This window comes from Aeromonas sp. 5HA1, from assembly GCF_029237245.1.
Taxonomy (GTDB): Bacteria; Pseudomonadota; Gammaproteobacteria; order Enterobacterales; family Aeromonadaceae; genus Aeromonas; species Aeromonas salmonicida.
The window spans coordinates 22,074-46,619 of record NZ_JAACFW010000025.1; the positions used below are offsets into that span (position 1 = coordinate 22,074).

22 protein-coding genes are annotated in these 24,546 nt (G+C 48.3%); 20 read left to right on the forward strand and 2 right to left on the reverse strand.

The window, feature by feature from the left end:
• Positions 1 to 94: 94 nt before the first annotated feature.
• Both GWQ27_RS18835 and GWQ27_RS18840 read right to left on the reverse strand, forming a co-directional pair.
• Complete coding sequence (locus GWQ27_RS18835; protein WP_275908035.1) at positions 95 to 763, reverse strand: class I SAM-dependent methyltransferase; 669 nt, start codon at positions 761 to 763, stop codon at positions 95 to 97.
• Between the two features lie 203 nt (positions 764 to 966).
• Positions 967 to 1,608, reverse strand: coding sequence for a TetR family transcriptional regulator (locus GWQ27_RS18840; protein ID WP_275908036.1), 642 nt, complete (start codon positions 1,606 to 1,608; stop codon positions 967 to 969).
• A 142-nt stretch (positions 1,609 to 1,750) separates the two neighbouring features.
• Here GWQ27_RS18840 and GWQ27_RS18845 point away from each other — a divergent pair, with 142 nt between their 5' ends.
• From GWQ27_RS18845 to GWQ27_RS18940, 20 genes are all read left to right on the forward strand, one after another.
• Positions 1,751 to 2,932: an efflux RND transporter periplasmic adaptor subunit gene (locus GWQ27_RS18845; RefSeq protein ID WP_058394242.1), complete on the forward strand. Its 1,182-nt coding sequence runs from the start codon at positions 1,751 to 1,753 to the stop codon at positions 2,930 to 2,932.
• A gap of 17 nt (positions 2,933 to 2,949) precedes the next feature.
• Positions 2,950 to 6,099 (forward strand): efflux RND transporter permease subunit, encoded by a 3,150-nt coding sequence (locus GWQ27_RS18850; protein ID WP_275908037.1) that lies wholly within the window; start codon positions 2,950 to 2,952, stop codon positions 6,097 to 6,099.
• Entirely contained in the window at positions 6,092 to 7,498 is a 1,407-nt protein-coding gene (locus GWQ27_RS18855; protein WP_275908038.1) for an efflux transporter outer membrane subunit, read from the forward strand. The genes GWQ27_RS18850 and GWQ27_RS18855 overlap by 8 nt, the downstream gene beginning before the upstream one ends.
• Positions 7,499 to 8,252: 754 nt before the next feature.
• Positions 8,253 to 9,353, forward strand: a complete 1,101-nt coding sequence (rfbB, locus tag GWQ27_RS18860; RefSeq protein WP_275908039.1) for a dTDP-glucose 4,6-dehydratase — start codon at positions 8,253 to 8,255, stop codon at positions 9,351 to 9,353.
• A complete protein-coding gene (gene rfbD / locus GWQ27_RS18865; protein WP_275908040.1) occupies positions 9,353 to 10,240 on the forward strand; it encodes a dTDP-4-dehydrorhamnose reductase in 888 nt (295 codons plus the stop codon). The genes rfbB and rfbD overlap by 1 nt, the downstream gene beginning before the upstream one ends.
• Positions 10,241 to 10,352: 112 nt before the next feature.
• Positions 10,353 to 11,231 (forward strand): glucose-1-phosphate thymidylyltransferase RfbA, encoded by an 879-nt coding sequence (rfbA, locus tag GWQ27_RS18870; RefSeq protein WP_275908041.1) that lies wholly within the window; start codon positions 10,353 to 10,355, stop codon positions 11,229 to 11,231.
• A gap of 63 nt (positions 11,232 to 11,294) precedes the next feature.
• Positions 11,295 to 11,846 carry a dTDP-4-dehydrorhamnose 3,5-epimerase gene (gene rfbC / locus GWQ27_RS18875; RefSeq protein WP_275908042.1) on the forward strand — a complete coding sequence of 184 codons (552 nt, stop codon included), beginning with the start codon at positions 11,295 to 11,297 and terminating at the stop codon, positions 11,844 to 11,846.
• Positions 11,843 to 12,631 (forward strand): ABC transporter permease, encoded by a 789-nt coding sequence (locus tag GWQ27_RS18880; protein WP_275908043.1) that lies wholly within the window; start codon positions 11,843 to 11,845, stop codon positions 12,629 to 12,631. Before rfbC ends, GWQ27_RS18880 begins: the two co-directional genes overlap by 4 nt.
• 13 nt (positions 12,632 to 12,644) lie before the next feature.
• Entirely contained in the window at positions 12,645 to 14,303 is a 1,659-nt protein-coding gene (locus GWQ27_RS18885) for a GspE/PulE family protein (RefSeq protein ID WP_275908044.1), read from the forward strand.
• A complete protein-coding gene (locus tag GWQ27_RS18890; RefSeq protein ID WP_275908045.1) occupies positions 14,300 to 15,487 on the forward strand; it encodes a type II secretion system F family protein in 1,188 nt (395 codons plus the stop codon). Before GWQ27_RS18885 ends, GWQ27_RS18890 begins: the two co-directional genes overlap by 4 nt.
• The gene (gene gspG, locus GWQ27_RS18895) at positions 15,471 to 15,902 is read left to right on the forward strand and encodes a type II secretion system major pseudopilin GspG (RefSeq protein ID WP_005319076.1); all 432 of its coding nucleotides are present in this window, start codon (positions 15,471 to 15,473) and stop codon (positions 15,900 to 15,902) included. The genes GWQ27_RS18890 and gspG overlap by 17 nt, the downstream gene beginning before the upstream one ends.
• Positions 15,902 to 16,297 carry a prepilin-type N-terminal cleavage/methylation domain-containing protein gene (locus GWQ27_RS18900; RefSeq protein ID WP_275908046.1) on the forward strand — a complete coding sequence of 132 codons (396 nt, stop codon included), beginning with the start codon at positions 15,902 to 15,904 and terminating at the stop codon, positions 16,295 to 16,297. The genes gspG and GWQ27_RS18900 overlap by 1 nt, the downstream gene beginning before the upstream one ends.
• Positions 16,281 to 16,679, forward strand: coding sequence for a prepilin-type N-terminal cleavage/methylation domain-containing protein (locus GWQ27_RS18905; protein ID WP_275908047.1), 399 nt, complete (start codon positions 16,281 to 16,283; stop codon positions 16,677 to 16,679). Before GWQ27_RS18900 ends, GWQ27_RS18905 begins: the two co-directional genes overlap by 17 nt.
• On the forward strand, positions 16,669 to 17,376 hold the full coding sequence (locus tag GWQ27_RS18910; RefSeq protein WP_265434456.1) for a prepilin-type N-terminal cleavage/methylation domain-containing protein: 708 nt from the start codon (positions 16,669 to 16,671) through the stop codon (positions 17,374 to 17,376). Before GWQ27_RS18905 ends, GWQ27_RS18910 begins: the two co-directional genes overlap by 11 nt.
• A gap of 26 nt (positions 17,377 to 17,402) precedes the next feature.
• A complete protein-coding gene (locus tag GWQ27_RS18915; protein WP_275908048.1) occupies positions 17,403 to 18,239 on the forward strand; it encodes a hypothetical protein in 837 nt (278 codons plus the stop codon).
• Positions 18,232 to 19,347, forward strand: coding sequence for a PilN domain-containing protein (locus GWQ27_RS18920; protein ID WP_275908049.1), 1,116 nt, complete (start codon positions 18,232 to 18,234; stop codon positions 19,345 to 19,347). The genes GWQ27_RS18915 and GWQ27_RS18920 overlap by 8 nt, the downstream gene beginning before the upstream one ends.
• 1 nt (position 19,348) lies before the next feature.
• Positions 19,349 to 19,978, forward strand: a complete 630-nt coding sequence (locus GWQ27_RS18925; RefSeq protein ID WP_275908050.1) for a hypothetical protein — start codon at positions 19,349 to 19,351, stop codon at positions 19,976 to 19,978.
• Positions 19,975 to 20,418: a hypothetical protein gene (locus tag GWQ27_RS18930; RefSeq protein ID WP_275908051.1), complete on the forward strand. Its 444-nt coding sequence runs from the start codon at positions 19,975 to 19,977 to the stop codon at positions 20,416 to 20,418. Before GWQ27_RS18925 ends, GWQ27_RS18930 begins: the two co-directional genes overlap by 4 nt.
• A gap of 40 nt (positions 20,419 to 20,458) precedes the next feature.
• Positions 20,459 to 22,615 carry a secretin gene (locus GWQ27_RS18935; protein ID WP_275908052.1) on the forward strand — a complete coding sequence of 719 codons (2,157 nt, stop codon included), beginning with the start codon at positions 20,459 to 20,461 and terminating at the stop codon, positions 22,613 to 22,615.
• Positions 22,616 to 22,950: 335 nt separating this feature from the next.
• The gene (locus tag GWQ27_RS18940; RefSeq protein ID WP_275908053.1) at positions 22,951 to 24,468 is read left to right on the forward strand and encodes an S-layer protein; all 1,518 of its coding nucleotides are present in this window, start codon (positions 22,951 to 22,953) and stop codon (positions 24,466 to 24,468) included.
• Positions 24,469 to 24,546 lie beyond the last annotated feature (78 nt).

The window sequence follows — 24,546 nt, forward strand, 5'->3', positions numbered from 1 at the left end:
TGATTTGTTATTTAATTCTAATTTTAATGCCGCTTTTTAACACAAGTGCCGCATCTTGTCTCCCAACACCTGGTTAACTCAGAGTTAAATATTGTTAACTGGATGATGAATTGCGGGGGATGGGCCCCTTGAAGCGACGGCGGCGATATTGATTCGTGGTGGGGGCGAGATCGGGTAGGCGGATCAGCAGGGCATGCAGCCAGCGGCCGTGCTTGGCATCCTCGCTGCACCAGCTCTGATGCAGCTCAAACGGCAGGGGGGCGATCAGTTGTTGCAGGCGGGCTTCATCGAGCCGGGTCTGCAGCGGGTATTCGTCCTGTGAGGAGGCCACTGGGTTGCCGGATTTTCCCTCGTCATAAGGGAAGGAGCAGTAGAGCGGCGCCCGGGGTTTGAGCAGGCTGGCGAGATGCATCAGGGCGGGGGCAAGCTCCTCCTCGACCAGGCAGGGCAGGGAGCCGCTGGCCCAGATGCCGTCAAAGGGCAGGACGTTGTGCATCTGATCGAAGCAGCAGACACGCACCGGCTGGCCGCAGCGGCGCGAGGCCAGCTTCGCTTGGGCCAGGCTGGCATCAAAGGCGGTGACCATGAACCCCTGCTGCCGGAAAAAGAGCAGATCCTCGCCCGCTCCGCAGCCCGCTTCCAGCAGATGGGCGCCTGCCGCCAGCTGTTTCAGAAAACGCTGACGGGCTGACAGTGTGCTTGAATCCACCACAGATGGCAGACTGGGGGAGGCATCATGACTGGGCAGTGGCGATATGGACATGGCAGGCACCTTCTTTCGGGGGCGCTACTCTAGCAAATTTGGCGGCGCGCTACCAAAGGCTCAGGTAAGCAAAATAATACCGTCTGGGTGGACACTGATCCGTGACGCTGTGACTCCCTCCTGGCTGAGCAAGAAGCTGGGCAAGATCCCGTTGCGCCTTGCCAGCAAGGAATGCGGGCCAGCTCGGGGCTGACCCATGCAGATCAGGTACGGCGGGTGGCCGGGCCGTTTGGCAGGGCTATCAGGGTAAACAGGCTGTCGAGCAGGAAATCGGCCTCGCGGGTCAGGTTGATACGCTCAGGGAAGTGCAGCCAGTTGATGATGTAGCCATCCAGGGTGCAGTGCAGCAGGGTGGCGGCGCGCTGGGTATCCAGCGTCTTGGGGAGTTGACCCTGGCGGATGGCATTGGTCAGGGTGATCTCAAGATCCCGGAAAAAGTTGGCGGCCTGGCCGCGCATATGTTCGCGCAGGGAGATGGCTTCCCCTTCCAATGATTCCAGATTGAACATGATGGTGAACATCTGCTGATGGGCAGGATTGGTACTGATCTTTACCAGCACCTCCTTGAGGAAGCTGCGCAGTTTGCCGAGGGGGTTGGGCTCCTGCTCGGCAACGCAGGCATCGAGCTGGTGGGAGAGCGGCTGGCACAGCTCCTCCCACAAGGAGACGAACAGCTCTTCTTTATTTTTGAAGTGCCAGTAGATGGCGCCACGGGTCAGGTCGGCGGCCCTGGCAATATCGGTCAGGCTGGTCTTGGCCAAGCCATGTGAACAGAACAGATTAAGGGCCGTACTCATGATGTGGCAGCGGGTCTGCTGCGCCTCTTCTTTGGTTCTTCTGGCCATCGATATCTGCGCCTTGTAAAAGTAAAAAAGTCACTTACATACATTTATGAATGTATGTATATTGCCTCATCTTTCCGATTTTACCAACAGGGACCTGTAAACCCTGTGGTTATTCATTGACTGACAAAGGTTAAGGTTCTCCATGCATAAACATATTCTCGCACGTTCGGTTGGCCTTGCCCTGCTGGCAGGTGGTCTGCTGGCAGCTTGTGGCGAACAGGGCGGTGCCCAGCAAGGGCCGGGTGACATGCCACCTGCCGCCGTGGATGTGGTGACCCTGCACACGGCACCACTGCAACTCACGTCTGAGCTGACCGGTCGCAGCGCGCCGCTGCGGGTCGCCGAGGTGCGTCCCCAGGTGAGTGGCATCATTCTCAAGCGTCTGTTTACCGAAGGCAGCGACGTCAAGGCCGGGCAACTGCTCTATCAGATCGACCCTGCGGTTTATCAGGCCAACGTGGCCAGTGCCAAGGCCAATCTGGCCAAGGCGCAGGCCAACGAGCAGAGCGCTCGCCTCAAGGCCAAGCGTTATGCCGAACTGGTGAAGGTGAAAGCCATCAGCAGCCAGGAGTATGACGACGCCGATGCCGCCTGGAAGCAGCAGCTGGCCGAGATAGGCGCAGCCAAGGCGGCCTTGCAGAGTGCCAACATCAATCTGGCCTATACCCGCATCACGGCCCCCATCAGCGGTCGCATCGGCAAGTCCGCGGTGACCGAGGGTGCTCTGGTGACAGCCCAGCAGGCTGACAGCCTTACCTCCATCCAGCAGCTCGATCCCATGTATGTGGATGTGCGTCAGTCCACCGCCGACCTGCTGCGCCTCAAGCGCCAGATCGCCGATGGCAAGCTCGTTCAGGACGAGAACAAGGGCGCCAAGGTGCGCTTCCAGCTGGAAGATGGCAGCAGCTACAGCGAAGAGGGCTCATTGCAGTTCTCCGACGTGACAGTGGATGAGACCACCGGCATGGTGACCCTGCGGGTGATAGTGCCGAACCCGCATCAACTGTTGCTGCCCGGCATGTTCATGCGCGCCACTCTGCAAGAGGGCGAGCGTGCAAAAGGGCTGCTGGTACCGCAAACCGCCGTGACCCGCACCCCCAAGGGAGGCGCTACCGTCATGGTGGTGACGGCGGACAACAAGGTCGAGCTGCGCGAGGTGCAGGTGAGCCGCATCGTTGGCAGTGACTGGGTGGTGGAGTCCGGTCTCAAGACGGGTGAGCGGGTGATCGTCGCCGGTCTGCAAAAAGTACAACCCGGGGCTGTCGTCGCGCCCACTGAACAGGCGGCCACCGCGCCGTCTGAACAGACCCCGGCCAACAAGTAGGATGGAGTAGTCGCCTCATGGCACGATTTTTCATAGACAGACCCATTTTCGCCTGGGTAATTGCCCTGGTGATCATGCTGGCAGGGAGCCTGGCCATCATAGGCCTGCCGATCGCCCAGTATCCCAGCATTGCACCGCCCGCCGTGGGCATCTCTGCAAGCTATCCGGGAGCTTCTGCCAAGACGGTAGAAGACTCTGTGACCCAGATCATCGAGCAGAACATGACGGGGCTGGATCACCTGCTTTACATGTCTTCTCAATCTGATTCCTCCGGCAATGTGTCGGTGACCCTCACCTTCCAGGCGGGGACAGATCCCGATATCGCCCAGGTGCAGGTGCAGAACAAGCTGCAGCAGGCGATGTCTCTGTTGCCGCAAGAGGTTCAGCAGCAGGGGATCCGGGTTCAGAAGACCTCCAGCAGCTTCCTGATGGTGGCGGCCTTCATCTCCGGTGACGGCAGCATGAACAACGATGACTTGGCCGACTATGTGGTGGCCAACATCAAGGAGCCGCTGAGCCGTCTGGACGGGGTAGGGGACATCACACTGTTCGGCAGCCAGTACTCCATGCGTGTCTGGCTCGATCCGAACAAGCTCACCCGGGTACAGATGACCCCGATTGATGTGCAGAACGCCATCAAGGCACAGAATGCCCAGGTGGCGTTTGGCAAGGTGGGGGGCACGCCCTCGGTCGAAAGTCAGCAGTTTACTGCCACCATCATGGGGCAGACCCGTCTCTCTAGCGTGGAGGAGTTCAACAACATCCTGCTGCGGGTGAATCAGGACGGCTCCAAGGTACGCTTGCAGGATGTGGCCCGGGTTGAGCTGGGGGGCGAAAACTACGACGCCGATGCGCTCTACAACGGCCAGTCTACCGCGGCGGTTGCCATCAAGCTGGCGACCGGTGCCAACGCCCTCGATACCGCAGAGAAGATACGCGGCAAGCTGGACGAGCTCTCCGCCTACTTCCCGGCCAACATGAAGGTGGTCTATCCGTACGACACTACCCCCTTCGTGCAGATCTCCATCGAGGAGGTGGTACAGACCCTGATCGAGGCGATCTTCCTGGTGTTCTGCGTCATGTATCTGTTCTTGCAGAACTTCCGTGCCACCCTGATCCCGACCATAGCCGTGCCGGTTGTGTTGCTTGGGACCTTTGGCGTCATGTCGGCGTTCGGCTTCTCCATCAACACCCTGACCATGTTCGGTCTGGTGCTGGCCATCGGCCTGCTGGTGGATGATGCCATTGTGGTGGTGGAGAACGTGGAACGGCTGATGAGCGAGGAGGATCTCTCCCCGCTGGAAGCGACCCGCAAGTCCATGACCCAGATCACCGGTGCCCTGGTGGGGATCGCCCTGGTGCTCTCTGCGGTCTTTGTGCCCATGGCCTTCTTTGGTGGTTCGACCGGTGCCATCTATCGCCAGTTCTCTCTCACCATCGTCTCGGCCATGGTGTTGTCTGTGCTGGTGGCCCTGATCCTGACGCCGGCACTGTGTGCCACCCTGCTCAAGCCCATCAAGCATGGGGAGTTCGGTGCCCAGCGTGGCTTCTTCGGCTGGTTCAACCGGGCCTTTGATTCTGGTGCCAACCGCTACCAGAGCGGTGTGCGCAAGGTGATCAAGCAGGGCGCCCGTTACAGCATCATCTATGTCGCCATGTTGGCGGTGCTGGCCGTGCTGTTTATGCGCATGCCCACCTCCTTCCTGCCGGAAGAGGATCAGGGGGTCATCATGTCCATGGTGCAACTGCCGGTCGGTGCTACCAAGCAGCGCACTGAAGTGGTACTGGCGGACATGCGCGATTACTTCCTGAAAAACGAGAAGGACAACGTCGACTCTGTGCTGACGGTGGCGGGCTTCAGCTTCGCCGGTAGCGGTCAGAACAGCGGCATGGCGTTTATCAAGCTGAAAGACTGGAAAGAGCGCAGCAGCCCGGATCGCAGCGCCAATGCCATCATAGGCCGCGCCATGGGTTATCTGTTCAGCATCAAGGAAGCCCAGGTGTTCGCCTTCAACCTGCCTCCCATTCCTGAACTGGGCACGGCCACCGGCTTTGACTTCTACCTGCAAGATCGCGCAGGACTGGGTCATGACAAGCTGATGGCGGCGCGCAACCAGTTGCTTGGCATGGCGGCGCAGGATCCCAACCTGGTGCGGGTGCGCCCGAACGGGATGGAAGACACGCCCCAGCTCGACGTCAAGATTGACTACGAGAAGGCGCTGGCCCAGGGGCTCTCCATCAGCGACATCAACAGCACCCTCTCTACGGCCTGGGGCTCTTCTTACGTGAACGACTTCGTCGACCGGGGTCGGGTCAAGAAGGTCTACCTGCAGGCGGATGCCCCCTTCCGGATGAACCCGGAAGATCTCAAGCTGTGGTATGTGCGCAACAGCACAGGCCAGATGGTGCCCTTCTCCGCCTTTGCCAGCACTGAGTGGAGCTTCGGTTCGCCCCGTCTGGAACGCTATAACGGCGTCTCGGCGATGGAGATAGTGGGTGAAGCCGCGCCAGGCAAGAGTACCGGTGACGCCATGGCAGCCATCGAGCAGATAGTGAAGCAGTTGCCGGAAGGGATAGGTATCGAGTGGACCGGCCTCTCCTTGCAGGAGCGGCAAGCGGGTTCCCAGGCGCCGGCCTTGTACGCCATCTCCCTGCTGGTGGTGTTCCTCTGTCTGGCGGCGCTGTACGAGAGCTGGAGCATTCCCTTCTCCGTCATGCTGGTGGTACCGCTCGGAGTCTTGGGGGCCATATTGGCAGCGACCATGCGGGGCTTGGAGAACGACGTCTACTTCCAGGTGGGCTTGCTCACCACCATAGGGTTGTCGGCCAAGAACGCGATACTTATCGTCGAGTTTGCCAAGGAGCTGTACGACAAGGGAATGGGCTTGGGTGAAGCCGTGGTTGAGGCTGCGCGTCTGCGTCTGCGTCCCATCCTGATGACCTCCCTCGCCTTTATCCTGGGTGTGTTGCCGCTGGTCATCAGCTCGGGTGCCGGTGCCAGCAGCCGTAACGCCATCGGGACCGGCGTGATGGGGGGGATGATCAGTGCGACCGTGCTGGCCATCTTCTTCGTGCCGCTGTTCTTCGTGCTGGTGACTCGCCACTTCACCAAGCACAATTCACAGGAAGAGCAGGCTGCGCTTGCCAAGGAGACCCATCATGACTAAGACGCTGGTCGCCTTGAGCGTGACACTGCTGCTGGGGGCCTGTTCCATGGCCCCTGACTATCAAAGACCCGAATTGCCCCAAGGCGCCTCCTGGCAGAGCAATCAGACAGCAGGGGAGGCGGCCGTCTCCCCCTGGCAGCAACAGTTTCTCGACCCGACGCTGCAAAGGCTCATCGACACCGCACTGGAGAATAACCGGGATCTGCGGATCGCGGCTCTCAACGTCGAGGCGTATGAAGCCAGGTACCGTATTCAGCGGGCGGCGCAACTGCCGACCCTGGCAGCGAACGGCTCGGGCACCCGCCAGCAGGGATCCGACGATCTCAGCAGCACGGGGCAGGGGACTATCAGCAGCCAGTACGATGCCAATCTCGGCATCACCGCCTATGAGCTGGACCTGTTTGGCCGGATCCAGAGCCTCAAAGATCAGGCTCTGGAGACCTACCTTGCCGAGATTGAGACCCGGCGCAGCACCCAGATTGCACTGATAGCGTCGGTGGCCAATGCCTATCTCACCTTGCTGGCGGATCAGGAGTTGCTGGCGCTGAGCGAGGCGACTCTGTCGACCGAGCAGGAGAGTTATGGCCTGACCGAGCACAAGTATCGCCTGGGCGCCGCCTCAGAGATGGAGCTTGCCCAGGGGCGTACCGCACTGGAAAGCGCCCGGGTCAGCCTGGCCCAGTACCAACGCCAGGTGAAGCAGGATCGCAATGGCCTGGCACTGCTCCTTGGCACCCAAGTTCCTGTGCTGGACAGCCAGCCGGTGACCCTGGCCGAGGTAAAACTGGCGGCGATCCCGGTGGGTGCGCCTTCGAGCTTGCTGCAACAGCGCCCGGATATTCTGGCCGCCGAGCACAGTCTGAAGGCGGCCAATGCCAATATAGGCGCGGCGCGCGCCGCCTTCTTCCCCTCCATCTCGCTCACCGCGACGGCGGGGACGGCCAGCAACCAGCTGAGCGGCCTGTTTGACGGAGGAACCGGCACCTGGTCGTTTATCCCCCAGATCAACCTGCCCATCTTCGACGGTGGGAAACGTATCGCCGATCTTGATGTGGCTGAAGTGAGCACCCGGCAGGCGGTGGCGAGCTACGAGAAGAGCATCCAGACCGCCTTCAAGGAGGTTGCGGATACCCTCGGTGCCCAGGCGGACTATCAGCAGCAGTTGCAGGCACAACAGGCTCTGGTCGAAGCCAACCAGACCTATTTCAAGCTGGCGGAGTTCCGTTATGAGCAAGGTGTGGACAGTTACCTGACCCGGCTCGATGCCCAGCGTTCGTTGTTCAGTGCCAAGCAGGGCCTGATCAGCACCCGTCTGGCCCAGCTGACCAACCAGGTGGCGCTCTACAAGGCCATTGGTGGTGGTTGGCAAGCCCCCGGCACGACGACGGAGCAGCAGTAGCGATTACCTCCCACTTTGGGTTATCGTATAGCCACAGGGCGAACCATCCGGTTCGTCCTGTTTTTTTGAGCAAGATCATATGCATATGGCACCTTGATGACATAATGCGTCGTGCTTTATCGAGTTGGGACCCCGGTTTCCGATGTCCAGCTCATTGAGTAGTATGTGAATGGGCTGCAACACCGCAAAATGGTACTTGAACAGTGTTCGGAAGATAGATAAGACCCTTTCAGGACCATACATATTAGTGCTTGTCGCAAGACCTGGTGAGTAAAAAATTCATTTTTGCGTTTAAGATCAAAGAAATAGTAACTAAACAAACCGCAATAGTCATTGCCTTGTCTACGCAATGCGTTGAGTGGCCATAAAGCGACCATTAATGATGTCGCGACGAGGTTTGGTCACGATCTGACGGTGCAACAGGCTGCGAAAGACGTTAGAATCCCGAGCTGTTATCTAAGCGGCTTGGCTCGATAAATAAGTTTGAGAGTCAGCCCTTCATTGAATAGTCATAAGCAAGTAGTTGGCATGTATAGCAGCCGCTACCTCACAAGCTGGAGGACATGATGGCCAACAGCGCACACAATCTGGTTAAAAGCAGCGAACTGGGGGCTGTAACTCAGGGGCGGTAGCCAATGCGTTTTTCTGGATTAGTGTGAGATATCTGCCTGTAAGGCATACTTGACATCAGTTCTAATTTTGCTATTTGAGAACTTTAAATATAATTTTTTTATTATTTTTCAAGAGTATACCTATGAAAATCCTTGTCACTGGTGGCGCTGGCTTTATCGGGTCGGCGGTTGTTCGTCATATTATTCGAAACACGCAGGATGCCGTGGTCAATCTCGACAAACTCACCTATGCGGGGAATCTGGAGTCCCTGGCCGATGTGGCTGCCAGTGAGCGTTATGTTTTCGAGCAGGTGGATATTTGCAACCGTGGTGAATTGGAGCGGGTGTTTGCTCTGCATCAACCGGATGCGGTGATGCATTTGGCGGCCGAGAGCCATGTCGATCGCTCCATCACGGGGCCTGCCGATTTCATCGAAACCAATATTATTGGCACCTATATGTTGCTGGAAGCGGCGCGCGCTTACTGGAACGAATTGAACGATACACGCAAAGCGGCTTTCCGCTTCCACCACATCTCCACCGACGAGGTGTATGGCGATCTGCCCCATCCGGATGAGGTGAGTGCCGGTCATCCCTTGTGGAATAAGCCACTGCCGCTCTTTACCGAAACCACTCCTTACGCCCCCAGCAGCCCCTATTCGGCCTCCAAGGCCTCCAGCGACCATCTGGTCCGCGCCTGGCGCCGAACTTACGGCTTACCGACCCTGGTCACCAATTGCTCCAACAACTATGGCCCCTACCACTTCCCCGAGAAGCTGATCCCGTTGGTGATCCTCAACGCCCTGGATGGTAAGCCGCTGCCGGTCTATGGCAAGGGCGACCAGATCCGCGACTGGCTCTATGTGGAAGATCACGCTCGCGCGCTCTACAACGTGGTGACCACTGGCTTGGTGGGGGAAACCTACAACATCGGCGGTCACAACGAGAAGCAGAACCTGGAGGTGGTCCACACCATCTGCGATCTGCTTGACGAGATGGTGCCGAAGGCGGGCTCCTATCGTGAGCAAATCACCTATGTGGCGGATCGCCCCGGCCACGATCGCCGCTATGCCATCGATGCCAGCAAGATGAGCGCCGACCTCGATTGGCAGCCACAAGAGACCTTTGAATCCGGTATTCGCAAAACCGTGCGGTGGTATCTGGATAACCAGCAGTGGGTTAATAACGTCAAGAGCGGTGCCTACCAATCCTGGATTGAACAGAATTACGGGGAGCGTGCCTGATGCATATTTTGCTGTTTGGCAAAAACGGCCAGGTAGGCTGGGAGCTGCAGCGTGCACTGGCGCCGTTGGGGCGCATCACTGCCGTTGATTTTGGCTCGACTGACTATTGTGGCGATTTCAGCAATCCGGCCGGCGTGGCCGAAACGGTACGTCTGGTCAAACCGGATGTGATTGTCAACGCAGCTGCCCATACCGCGGTCGACAAGGCAGAAAGCGAACGGGAGTTTGCCGAGTTGCTCAACGCGACCAGCGTGGCTGCGATCGCCAACGAGGCTGAACTGCTTGGCGCCTGGTTGGTGCATTACTCCACCGACTATGTGTTCGATGGCTCTGGTGAGCGCTCCTGGGTGGAAACCGATGTGACCGCACCGCTCAATGTCTACGGTGAAACCAAGCTGGCTGGTGAACAAGGCGCCGCTCTTTGCTCTCGTCACCTGATCTTCCGCACCAGCTGGGTCTATGCCGCCCGTGGCGCCAACTTTGCCAAAACCATGCTGCGTTTTGGCAAAGAGCGTAGCGAGATGTCAGTCATCAATGACCAGTTCGGCGCTCCGACCGGTGCAGAGTTGCTGGCCGATTGCACCGCTCATGCGATCCGCGTGGCGCAGCAGAAACCCGAGGTCGCCGGGCTTTACCACCTGATCGCCTCCGGTACTACCACCTGGTTTGACTACGCCCGGCTGGTGTTTGCCAAAGCCAGAGAGGCCGGGATTGAACTGACGGTGACGCAACTCAATGCGGTGCCGACCAGCGCCTTCCCGACCCCGGCCAAACGCCCTCATAACTCCCGCCTTGATACCAGCAAATTCCAGCGCACCTTTAATCTGGTGCTGCCGGACTGGACGGTCGGTGTGGAGCGGATGTTGACCGAGATCCTGGGCAAGTAAATCCCTGGTCAGGGATGTACTGAACGCACCCCTGGCTGGCAGGGATAAAACAGAAAGGTGTGGCCTCAAGCCACCCTTTTCTTTTGTAATTTAAAAATAAGAAACAAGTATCATGACCAAACGTAAAGGCATTATTCTGGCCGGTGGCTCTGGCACCCGTCTCTATCCGGTCACCATGGCGGTGAGCAAGCAGTTACTGCCTATCTACGACAAACCGATGATCTACTACCCGCTCAGCACCCTGATGCTGGCTGGAATCCGCGATATCTTGATCATCAGTACACCACAAGATACCCCCCGCTTTGAACAATTGCTGGGTGACGGCAGTCAATGGGGCTTGAATCTGCAATACAAGGTACAACCAAGCCCGGATGGGCTTGCCCAAGCCTTTATCCTGGGTGAAGAGTTCATCGGTTCAGACCCCTGTACTCTTGTGCTGGGCGACAACATCTTTTACGGCCATGACCTGCAGAAACAGCTGGAGGCGGCTGCGGCCAAAGAGAGCGGCGCCACCGTATTTGCCTATCACGTGCATGACCCTGAGCGTTATGGGGTGGTGGAATTTGATAAGCAGGGCACCGCTATTTCACTGGAAGAGAAGCCGTTGGAGCCCAAGAGTAACTATGCGGTGACTGGACTCTATTTCTACGACAACAGCGTAGTGGAGATCGCCAAGAGCCTGAAGCCGTCACTGCGTGGTGAGCTTGAGATCACTGATGTGAATCGTATCTATCTGGAGCAAGGTAATCTGTCAGTAGCCATCATGGGCCGTGGTTATGCCTGGCTTGATACCGGTACCCATGAAAGTTTGATTGAAGCGAGTAACTTTATTCAGACCATCGAGACGCGTCAGGGATTGAAGGTCGCTTGCCCCGAAGAGATCGCATATCGCAAAAAATTTATTAACGCTGATCAGGTTCGAGTTCTTGCTACACCGTTAGCGAAGAATGCATATGGCCAGTATCTGCTTAAAATGGTCGCTAAAGCCTAACTTGTTTTAGAGGGAATGAAACATGCCCTCAAATATATGTGTCGTCGGATTTAGGATATAGATATGAATGTAATTAATACCTCGATACCTGAAGTTCTTATTTTTGAGCCCCAAGTGTTTGGTGACGAACGTGGCTTTTTCTTTGAAAGTTTTAACTATCAGAAATTTGAAGAAGCTGTTGGTCATCAAGTGAAATTTATACAAGATAATCATTCTAGATCTAGCCAAGGGGTACTCCGTGGTCTTCATTACCAGCTACCTCCACATGCTCAAGGTAAATTAGTCCGTTGTATCGTAGGTGAGGTTTTTGATGTGGCCGTCGATATTCGTGAAGAATCACCTACTTTTGGTCAGTGGGTTGGCGTTACTCTATCAGCAGAAAATAAACGTCAGCTATGGATCCCTGAAGGATTTGCTCATGGCTTTTTGACACTAAGCACTGCTGCTGAAATTTTATATAAAACTACTAACTACTATCAGCCAAGCCATGAGCGTTCCATAATATGGAGCGATAATGTTTTAGCCATAAAATGGCCTTTTGAAAAAAATATTATACTATCTAAAAAAGATAGTATGGCACCCCATTTTATTGATTTTTTAAAAAAGGGGGAATGATGTTACTTGAAAGGAAATATATTAATATATTAAAGTCTGTTGTATCGAGAGAAATCAGTGCTAAATATAAAGGTACTGTTTTTGGTGCAGTATGGAATATAATTAATCCATTGTTTATGTTACTTATATACTCAACAGTTTTTCTGCATGTATTTAAAGCTAGGTGGGAAATTGGTAATAATGAGTATGCCGATTACGCGTTGATGCTCTTTATAGGGATTATTACACACATTTTCATGTCCGAGGTATTGAGTGGTGCTACAGCTGTAATCAGGAACAATAGTCACATTGTAAAGAAAATTGTTTTTCCATTGGAAATACTTCCTGTCACGGTAGTTTTGGTAGCTGCGTTAAATTTTATGATAGGTATAGTGTTAACGCTCATATACTCAATCTCGATGGGGTATATAAATGCACCATTGAATCTATTGTTTATTCCTATAATAATTGGTGTTTATGTGACAACGCTCTTAGCATTATCGTACTTTTTTTCATCAATATCTGTTTATGTGAGAGATGTTCAACAAGTTATTCCTGTCGTTAGTCTTGTGTTGTTATTTACTAGTACTGTTTTCTTTTCTATTAGAACAGCTCCTGATTCATTAGGAGCTATATTATACATTAATCCAATAAGTATAATTGCAGATGCGTTAAGAGAATCTATATATACAGAGTCGGTGTCTTGGCATCGTTTATTATCTCTCTTTTTAATATCATCGGTAATGCTAGTTTTTTTCTACAAGATTTACAACAAGCTCAAACTTGGTTTCACAGATGTTTTGTAATTTGGAGAGTTAGATGAGAATTGGTGAGATCCTCGTTAGTCGCGGGTGTATCAAACACAATGATATAGAGGAGATTGTTGCCTTACAGATTAGTAATGAGTCGTCAAAACATAAGTTTGGCGAAGTGTGTGTCGCGCACGGTTACTGCTCTGAAGCGGAAGTTATCTCTGCACTTTCAGAACAGCTTGGGCTTTATCAGTTAGATAGCTTTGTCGAGAAAAAAATAGGACAGTTAGATAATCTTCAAACCGAACTTATCGATGACTTTTTTAATAGCGAGTGGTGGAGACAACGACAGGCATATCCACTACTGGTTGAAAATGGTTCCATATATATTGCACAACTCGATATATGGGATTCATTTATTTCAGATTCTATAAGACAGCTATACGATATAAAAACAATCCCTGTTCTTATCTCTAATTATGAGCTTAGGACACTATTTTCGGGGGTCCAAGAGACCACAACGAATTTCAAAGCCAGTGATAACGGGATGCATGATACATCTTCTGCGCCTGTTGTCAGGTTTGTGAATGAATGTATTCAGAATGCAATAAGAAAAAAAGCGTCAGATATCCATTTTGAAATAAATAAAGATAGTTTTTTAGTTCGCTTTAGGATTGATGGTGTTTTAACAATAGTCGATAAGCCTGGGATATCGCAACATGCTGCTGTGATATCAAGAATAAAGTTAATGTCTAGTCTTGATATATCTGAACGACGATTACCTCAAGATGGACGCATGCGTGTTCGGTTGTCCGGTGCCTATGTTGATATTCGTGTAGCAACAACGCCAACTGTACATGGTGAGAATGCCGTATTACGACTGCTAAGTGGTAATGTTGATAAGTCAGCTGAGCGTCGATTAAATATGTTCAGCGATCAGCTTGATATAATTAATACTATAATAAGTCAGCGCAATGGGATTTTCTTAATAACTGGTCCTACTGGTAGTGGTAAAACGACCTCACTATATACATTACTCAGTCAAGTTAATGATGAAGACAAAAAAATAATTACTGTTGAGGATCCTGTTGAATATCAGATGCAAGGATTAACTCAAATTCAGGTAAATAGTGATATAGGTTTAGATTTTGCTACGATTCTTAGATCTGCTCTTCGTCAAGATCCAGATATTATGCTAATTGGTGAAATGCGTGATAAAGAAACAGCGCAGATTGCTATCCAATCAGCGCTAACAGGTCACTTTGTTTTTTCCACGTTACATACTAATGATGCACCCAGTAGCTTCATTCGTTTGAAGGACATTGGTATCCCAGATTACTTAATAAAGTCAACAATTGTAGGGGTAATGGGACAGCGTCTGGTTAGAAGACTCTGCTCAGAGTGTGCTGTGATTGAGCCATTAGCTCATACTAAATTAGGCGTTAATTGGCAAGGATTTAAGAAGAAATGGGGGCATCTGCTTCCAGAAATAGTTAGCTTTAAATCTGCTTGTGGTTGTGAAAAATGCAACTTTACTGGTTACAGTGGTCGACTTGCCGTATTTGAATTGATGCAATGGTCTAGCCAAACTGATGTTGAAATCTCTATTACTGCTCTCAATGCAATTGCTAATGAGCAGGGTATGAGAACACTTAAAGAAGATGCTATTCTTCGAGCTGCTCATGGTGAAACGACAATAGAGGAAGTACTGAGGGTTATTGGATGATATATTTCAAATATATTGTCAGAACTGACAGCGGTCAGTTACTTAACGGATGGCTTAGGGCTTCATCGAAAGAGAATGCACACAAGATACTGGATATGAAAGGCCATTGTGTGGTTCTGCTTGAGAAACATACCGGTATTATGAAGGTCATTGTGTCAAGAGAGGCGCTAATGACAACCCTACGAGAACTAGCCACGTTGCGAAAAAGTGGTATGCAATTGGATGAATGTATTGATTCTCTTGTCGATACAACATCAGATAAACACTTGAATCCAGCATTATCTAGAATGAAAATGGACATATCTTCGGGGGCTTCATTATCTGATACAGTTGCATCATTACCTGATATATTTCCTTATTATGTTTCACCAATGCTAAGGCTTGGGGAAGAAAATGGTAACATATACGATGCTTTGATAAATATTGCAGAGCGTATCGAGAGGGAAGAAAAAATTCTCTCTGAAGTTAAAACTGCTCTTACATACCCATGTTTTTTGTTAATTGTTTGTGTTTCAGTAATATTTTTCTTATTTATCTATGTTATCCCTAACTTCAAATCAATGATTACTGATGAAGCTGCTGCTGCTGGTGGGAGTTTGGTCACTCTAATTGCATTCTCAGACTTTATAAATAATAATTTATTATTGATTCTTGGTAGTATAACGATACTTTTTAGTTATCTTCTCTATAGTTTTAAATATGGAAAACTGGCATCTCTATTACTGGAGTTTGTTTTAAAAATCCCGTTTCTGGCTATGCTCTTCAACGCATGGACTATCGTCCAATTTAGCGGCAGTATGCAAAAACTACTGGAGTCTGGTGTCGAATTAGTTGATGCAGTGGAGCTATCATCTAATGCCATGTCTGGGGATAAAGGACGTAGAGATATCCAGCGAGTTATTGAGAGAGTGAAAGAAGGTGAGAGGTTAGCTGATGCCTTAGCAATGTATCATGTCTTCCCACTAGTAGTTATACGACTTATTAAAACTGGTGAAAAAGGGTCCTCATTACCAATTTGCTTTAAAGAAATCAATGCTCTCTATGAACGTCGGCTTTCTAAAGGGATAAAGCAAATACTTGCTATATTGGAGCCACTTGTTATTGTTATAATGGGAGCTATTGTAGGCTCAATTATGATCGTTTTAATCTCTGGTATAATTTCTGTAAATGATATTGGATGGTGATATGTTTGTAAAATCAAAAAATAAAGGGTTCACTTTAATAGAACTTTTAGTTGTGTTGGTGCTAATATCATTGCTTGCTGGTTTGGTTGGGCCTCGATTATTTCAAAAGGTCGGATCATCAAAAACAAAAGTAGCAGAAGCTCAGATTGAGCTCCTTGTTTCAGCGTTAAATACATATCGATTAGATATAGGTGATTATCCATCAACAGAAGAGGGACTCTCAGCTTTAAGTCGATCACCCGACGGTGTTTTGAACTGGGATGGCCCATACCTTTCAAAAGACTTACCAAATGATCCTTGGGGTCGCCCATATCATTATGAATTGAAATCTGATGGTGATTTCGCAATTTATAGTTTAGGAAAAGATAATCGTAAAGGTGGGGAAGGAGAAGATCAGGATATTGGTAGATTTTAATGAAGAATTATGGCTTTACTATGATTGAGCTCTTGATAGTCATTACCTTATCTGTATTGTTAACAGCTATAGTGGCCCCAAACTTATGGGGCCAACTTATATCCTACAGAGAGAAAACTAACATTGAATCTTTCTTGTCAGATGTAAAAAGTAGTATGCTGAAAAATAGAAAACATGGTGGGGGTTTTGTTCTTTCACGCCATTCGGACACTGCTACTGCCTTAGCAAAAAAACATAATATTGAGATAGTTAATGATCAGAGTGTCACATTTCGGGCTGATAAAGTATGTTCAGGTGGCGACATCCTTATTAAAACGCCCAATGAGCGCTATTGGCGTCTATCTTTTTCTCCCCTGGATTGTAAACTCGATTTGATCTATGTACCAAAAAAATAAAGGTTTCACGCTTATTGAAGTTTTGGTAGCTCTAACAATACTGATATCAGTGATTACAATTATGTTTAGAGTTGTCAATGAGAGTACATTTAGAGTATCACGAGTTGAACGAATTCAAGAGCGAGTATATTTTGAAGAGAACATCTATAATTCATTAGTAGATATTAATCCATTAAAGCTTCAGTCTGGCATTGGTGAGATCGGAGGGGCATCATATGAATGGATGGCAGAGCCAGTAAGTGCTTTGTTTCCTATCCGTGCAGATGATGCGACGCAGGCTGGATATGATCTTCAAATGTTCAAAATCACGGTAACATACAAGCTGCTATCTAACGCGACTTATTCTTTCTCATTTGAACTGATTGGCTGGAATGAAAAGTAAAAATATTGAATCAGGTTTTACACTAGTAGAATTACTAGTGACGATATTGATATTTTCATTCTCAATATCGATTATGTTGGCAGGACTAGATCAGGGACGGTTAGCATGGTCAACGTTAAATAAGAAAGTAGAGTCTGTTTCAAATCTTCAGGATAGGTATAATTGGCTTTCTATGCTTTTTTCTGATGCTACAGCTACCCAATTTAGTAATGAGTATGGTGAAGCTGTACCATTTTTTTATGGTGATAAAGACAGTGTAAAGTTATTATCCAATTCACCTATATTAAATGGCCCTGGTAACTACTCATCTATAGTTATCTGGTTTGAAAAAAGTGATAATGGCTATAGTCTTTTTTATACAGAAAAAAGCAATGCAGACCCATATTATAACAATGATGAAGTTGACAAAGACTTTAGAAAATTAGAGTTAATTAAATTAATTAACACCTATGAGATAAGATATCTTGCACCAATACACATCCCACTCGATGGTACCTCTATACCCATAGAGGATAAGATATTCTTTCGCTATAACCCTGCATGGCTGGATTTTTTTTATAGCAAAAAAGAAACTTCGATGCCAATGTTAGTAAATATAAAAATGTCATTTTTAAATAAAAGGAATATTGACTGGTACTTTCCAGTCACTGCTTATAGTACTAGTAGTCATATAGATGATGAGGTATATAAAAAGTGAGGCATAACTCGGGCATGATATTACCCATGACCCTTATGATCATGACAATACTTATTAGTATCACCATGATGATGATTGTGCGTACAGAAGGTATGGTAAGTGAACAAGTATATGAGAGAAACAAGTGGGATGCACGTTTAAGAATTAATGATGCAGAGCATAGGTTATTTCTTTCAATGTTGGTTGGTGAGCAAGAGCCAGGAGGGTTTTCGTTAGGTGATACTTATATCCCAATCGACGGACATCCGTTAAAATTAAAGAATGATGTTACAGTTCGTATTCAAGACCAAGCTGGACTACTAAGCTTGCGATACTATGATCATGATAAAATGTCAAGAGTGCTAAGTAGCTATAAGATACAAGATACAAAGCGTATTGCAGATGAGATATTTAATTGGCAAGATAAATTCAATAAATACAAGTATGGTAGAGGTGCTCCATTTCGAACATTGGATGAAGTAATGATGGTTGCTGGGATATCTCATGCGGTATTTAATAATGAGTATGGAGATGGATTAAGAGATTATATTACTCTGCTAGGGTCATCATGGACTAATTATGCAGCTATTCCAGACTCACTATTGTCACGCGGAATATATGACTTCACATCTGGTGACTTAGATAAAATAAAGAAATCAAAACGTGATAGAAAGTGGGCAAGTTTATCAGCTATTTTGAAAGAAAATAGTCTTGGGAATGAAGGGCTTGAATTGACACAAAGCTCAAGATATTATATTTATTACGAATATAATGGATTTCGTGGTCGAGGGGAATATCAGATAAGAACGTCTAGCCGATTTCCTCCCAGACGTAGCCTATGGTATTTTCCTGACTATGAAAGATTGTGGGTAGCTCATGATTAATAAGTTAAATAAAATTGCTAAAGAATTACTATCTATTCGCCTGGTATGGCCTACTGACAAAAAGTCATCTCCTGAAAAACTTGATAAGTCAACGCGTGCTAGGCGTTTTGAGCGTATTGTAGGTTTGGTCCCGCAAGAAGTTTGCTTATTTAAATTGCTTGAATATGAAATAGGGCTTGTTTCCAGGTCCCACATCGATGAGTGCGTAAAAAATGAGTTGTCATCCTTGTCTAGCTGGCCTAATACAGAGCATTATTATCTAGTATCTAAAGGAAATGATAAGTGGCGAGTCGCAGTGTGGTTTTGGAATAGAGAGGACATTAACTTTCATGTTAATGTTACTCACAAAATTCCAGCAATAGCTTATTATGGCAGTGCTTTAACAACCTCGCCAGCGCTACTTTGTTATGAAGAGAAAGGGCGTTTGTATGGCTGTCATATAGCTAAGAGGGGTGAAGTTCATGAGTTCTATCCATTAGCCCCCCCCCTTTATCAGCGCTGGTTTGAAGATCTTGTTTCAAAAGGGTACCCTTTATTGACTAATAATAGTGGTGTTCATTATGATGGACAGCTGTTGAATAAAATTAATAAAATCGCTCCTCCTCAGAATGTTTTTCAAGCTGGTAAAGTGTCAAGTTTTTTTGATTTATCATCTCCTTGGGATTTTCATAGAGAAATACTCTATATATTTTTGGCTGGCTTGATATTTATAGGTTCCGACTTCGCATTGTTACAGATTAAATCCAGTAGATTGGATGGTCAGTATTCAGAGTTAGTAGCTAACACCGCAGATCTGGTGAATCTACGTACTAACATGGCAGAAAGAAGTAAGATTCTTGAGAAAATGCTAGTTATCAAGAAAGAGCAGCGTACAGTTGTTGATCTATTAGAACTATTAATTAAGCAACTTCCCGAAGATGTGATACTAACTGAATTTTCCTATGAGGAACGTCGTGCCATCATTCAGGGGGTTGTACGTGACAGTGTCAAACTGATGGACACTCTGGGAGCACAAAAAGAAGTTGAAAGGGTTAGGTTGCTAGGGGATGTGACGCCTAGAGATGATGGTTCTCAATTATTTAAAGCTGAAATTTTACTGGTGAAATAACATGGCATTTGAATTTGACCTACAAAGTTATGATAAGGAGAAATTACGTGAAGAGTTTCGCAGCCCATTGATCCAATGGGCATCGCTTATCATTGTTGTCACTATGTTGTTCTTCTTAATTTATGAGCCGTATCTTACCTATCGTCAAGGCTATAAAGATATGATGCTTACTACTATTTCAAAGATTGAGCGATTACAAAAGCTAAAAGATAACAGAGCAGTTTTAGAAAATAATGTAAGGTTAGTAAATGAGAAGTATCTTCGACTAAATACAGGCTTGCTAGATAGTAAAAATTATAATCGAGGTGTCGCTGAACAAGTTGGAATAATCGAACAAATATTTAGAGCGAAAAAAATTTCTTTTAATAGTCGTCGCTTTCTGGAACCGCAATTCTCTCCTTGGTTAGGAGAAGCAGTCGTTAGTCAGTGGGGATTCAATGGCAACTCACAAGATGTAATGGACTTTATCTATGCTCTTGCCGTGACAAATAAAATCATAGTGCCAGAAAAGTTATCAATTACTTTAAAGAGTGGTCAGCATGCAGAAATAGCGGCCACGCTGGTGTCTTATCGAAAAATACCAGTAACTGAACTACGCTTTAAGAGTCGTAGTGGAGGTGAGCAAGAATGACTTGGTATAGAGCTAAGTACCTATTGATATTTAGTGGGTTGCTCTCGATCAATGCTGGATATAACTGGTTAATATTAACCCCTGAGCTGTCAACGGCACCTCTTGAGAAGATATCATTTGCTACTTCAGCATTAAATTCACTACCAGGGAAATCTTCAGGAAACTTATTTACTCCTGCTCGTATTCGTTTGGATGAAAAGACAAAGGACTCCACCACCACCAGTGTTGTTTCAAAGGCCCCGGTTCGTTTATTAGCCATTGTTCAAAGAGGAACGCAGCGAGAGGCGGTATTCTACAGTAATGAACGTATAGTGGTTAAAGAGGGAGATAATATACCTGACTTGGGTAAAGTGATCAGCATCTTGCAACGGCATGTTGAAGTACAGCAAAATGGCTCCACTCATACGTTTGAAATCTTTCCTATTCCTGAACATCGTTAACGTGTTTTGTCTTGACTACATATAAAAGAGGTTGTTGATAATGAGCTATATTGCTCGTCGTTTTTCCCTGACGCTTGTGTGCAGTGCTGTTTTGGCCGGATGTGTAGCTCCTCCCGCAGCCGAGCTTAAGCCTGTAGTTCCCAGCCCTCATGGCAAAGATAGCGTAACGACCATCTGGACAGAGAAGCCGGGAGCCATAGCACCACAACCAAAACCACGTGGGATAACTGAAACGGTACGTTCTGCACCATTGCTTAGAGCACAGGACAGAGATTCTGAAAGTGCAGCCAAGCTAACGCTGCCCATAGAGCCCCTGAGCTTGAGCACGGATCAAATGCCTTTGAATAATTTTATCAATTTGGCGTTGGGTGAAGTCCTGGATCTCAACTACATAGTTGACCAAGCCTTGCAAGCTAAAACTGATCCTGTGACACTTCGTGTCAGTAAACCTGTACCTGCTCGTCGTCTACTGGGTTTGATTGAAGAAGTACTGCAGGTCAATGGGGTCGCATTGGCTCTCGAAGATGGAGTTATCAAAGTTATCCCTGCAGAAAAAACCCGTAATACCGTGCCCACGCTAGTATCCGGAGCCATACAACCAGCCTTGCGTTATGGCAAGGTTGTTGAAATTATCCCAGTTTATTACCTACCACTTGGTCAGGCTATCACTATTGCTGAACGCATGGTGCGTGATAGTGATGGTACAGTACTGATGCAAAATAATCTTAATGCAATTATGGTTGTTGCAAAAAAAGAAGAGATTGACCGTCTCCATCAACTGCTTGCAGAGGTTGATGTGCCTAACCGGGTGGCGTCTCATCTGACAGTATTGCAACCCTCTTACTTATCCCTTGAAGAATTAACGGCTGACTTGGTTAAGGCTCTCGATGCTGCTGGAGTACCCGTTACGATAGGTAAAGGCATGAATGGTGTTGTATTAGTTCCTATGTCTAATAACACACTATTAGTGACTGCCAGTACACGTGCTTGGCTAGACTACACAAGAGATTGGGCAAAACGTCTTGATAAGCCAAGGCCGACAGGAGGAAGCGATGGCGTTTATGCTTATTTCTTGAAAAACACTAAAGTGGCTGATACTTGGCCTGTGGTGTCATCGATCTTCGGAAATGGTGAAACAAATACCCAACAAAAAGAGCCGGGAGTTGATTTACTAGCCGAGGCAGAAAAAGCACGTGAAGCGCAGAATAGTACTGGTACCGCGCGAGCTTCAGACCGTGAACTGAGCAGTGAACCAGGTAACAGAGGTCGGGTGATTCCGAAGAGTAATAACGTTCAAACAATGAGCGTTATGACAGATCAGTATCGCGTGGTTGTTGATGCAAAGCGCAATGCAATTATTTTTAGCGGCCGCTACGGTGATTATCAACGCTTGATTGAGTTATTACAATTTGTTGATCAGCGACCACGTCAGGTTTTATTGCAAGCAGTGATCGCAGAGGTCAAGTTGACCAATGACAGTAGCTTGGGCTTTGAGTGGAATGTGAATAAAGGGGACATAACCGGCGGTACGTCGGGATTGATTCAACAGACTGGCAACTTGAATCTAGCGGGTGTTTTTGGTGACGTGACGGCCAAATTTGCGGCAGCATTGAGTGAAGGTAATGCCAAGGTACTTTCAAGTCCTCGGCTTGTAGTACTAGATCAAGAAACCGCAAGTATCAAGATCGGTGATCAAATTGTAGTTAAAACTGGCGAAATCAGTAATGGAAGCTCAGGAAATGACCCACAGGTGACGACGAGCTATAAATACATAGATACTGGACTTTCCCTCGAGATCACGCCGTCAATCAACGACGATGGGCTCATTGAGATGATAATTTCACAAGAGATCAGCTCTGTTTCTGCTGGTGGCGGTGATACCCCGCCGATCAATCGTAGGGCTGTACAGAGTAAACTTCTGGCCGACTCAGGTAAAACAGTCTACTTGGGGGGGTTGCTGAGCCAAAGCAATACGAATAATGAGGAAAAAGTACCCCTGTTGGGAGATATTCCACTTTTGGGTAATTTGTTTAAATATCAGACAAAAAAAACCGAAAAAACGGAGTTGGTACTGTTAATCACCCCCTATGTGATCACTTCGAAAGAAGAGGCCGAATTTTATACTGATCAATTCCGTACCTTGAGTGGTTGGGATCCGATGCCCAAACGTTCTCAATCTGACGCAGGACTAGATTGATGACCATCTTCGGTCATCTGGCGTCGTGACTTGGCACAAAAATCGGCGATTAGCGGTCGATTTTTGTGCGCTTGGTTCAGGAAGACGATGAAAGGCGATCTTTGTCACAGATTAGTAATTGACATGCCTGAGTCTGATGGCTAAGAATATGCGAGCGCACTTCGGAGCGCGGTGAAACTGTTGTATCTCACAGGACATGAGCATCAGTAGTTTCCCATTTTTTGCGGGAAAATAGCGGTGTTTGTGCTCGGTGCTCACAGTGCACCGAAGGTTGATCAACGGATAGGTTCAACCCTATTTGTATATAATCAATAAACTTCCTTAAGGAAAAAAGTATGTTTAAGAAGACCTTAGTGGCAGCCGCCATCGTGGCATGTGTATCCACCCCTGCCTTTGCCAAAGTAAACTTCGATTTCACTAACGCTGCATGGAACAGCCCTACCGTTCTAGCTACAGTTACCAAGCAAACCGTTCTGGATCTGACTACTGCTGCTGTAGGTCAAGATCTGCTCATGACCATTGACAACCCAGCGGCTCCTGACAATGAGCTGCGCAGCAATGGTGCTCTGGTTATTCGTATTAACGGTGACGCCTCTTTCAACAACTCTGAAATCCGTCAGTGGCTGAGCAACGCAGCTGTAGATGGCGTGTTCAACAACTTGGAAGTTAAAGATGGCGCTGGCGCCGTGCTGAACACCAAGGCAGAAGTTATCAAGTTCTTCAAACTGACTTCTGATGGTCAGAAAGAAACTCTTGATTACACCATCGACGAAAATGGTAAGCGCCTGCGTATTGCTCTGTCTGAGACTGCTGATGCACTGGCTGCCAACTCCCAGATCAACTTGCTCATGAGCAAAGCTACCAACGCCTTCAAACTGCAAAAGGGTAGCCTGAGCACTGTTACCTTGGATGTAGGCGTGATTCAAAATGCTTCCTATACTTCTGACCCGCAAGTGACCAAGCCGCTGTTTAAAATGGACAAGCTGTTTGCCCTGGAAAGTGTAACTCAGGGTAAGGCAACCGCACTGGTCAGCGAGAAGTTCCTGAAATATGCAACTCCTGCAGGTACTGTTGTAACTGATGCTGATATCGCGGCTTCAGCTAAGCTGAAAAACCTGACCTCCAACCAGAACATCCAGAAAGCTCAAGTTAAGTTGACCTTGGAAGGTGATTTCGCTGCCTTCTCCAAGAACACTGACGGTGTTCTGTTGCAGAAAGATGGTACCCCAAGTGGTTGGAAAGTCACTGGTAACGTGGCCGAACGTCTGCTCGGCGCCAACGGTGTTGTTGCTGGCCAAGGCGAAGAAGCTATCCCGGCATTCCTGTATGCTAAGCCGACTAACGAAACAGCTATCGAAGCTCAGCGTCTGACTCTAAAAGCAGTTCAAGATGGCACCTCTGCTACTTTTGAAACTTTTGAAGATACCTTGGCTGATCTGTTCATCATCACCCGTGATGGCCTGAAGTTCGATACCATCACCACCGGTACAACTTCTGCCAACACCATCCACATCCGTGATATCTCCGATATCCTGCCGGAAGCGGGCGGTAAGATCTATGTCACCATCGTGCAGTACGGTGAGCACGGCGTGAATGGTAAAGCACCTGGCGAAGTTCTGGTCAAGCGTTCTGTACTGTCTACCACTCTGCCGAGTGGTGGTGCAGTAACCCTGAAGCCGTCTGAAGTTGCTGCTGAAGTTGGTGCTGACATGGTTGCTGGACGCCAGGCTCGCTTCGTGTTTGAAGTTGAAACTAACCGTGGTGAAGTAGCTGTTAAGAAATCCAATGCCGAAGGCGTGGATATCCAGAACGGTACCAAGGGTGTTGAAGACTTGGTAGATTTCACTCTGTAAGAGCGAATTTAGTCGATAAAGGGCGCCTCGGCGCCCTTTTTAATTAAGGTAAAATTAAGTAGTTTCATTTGTGCCCTC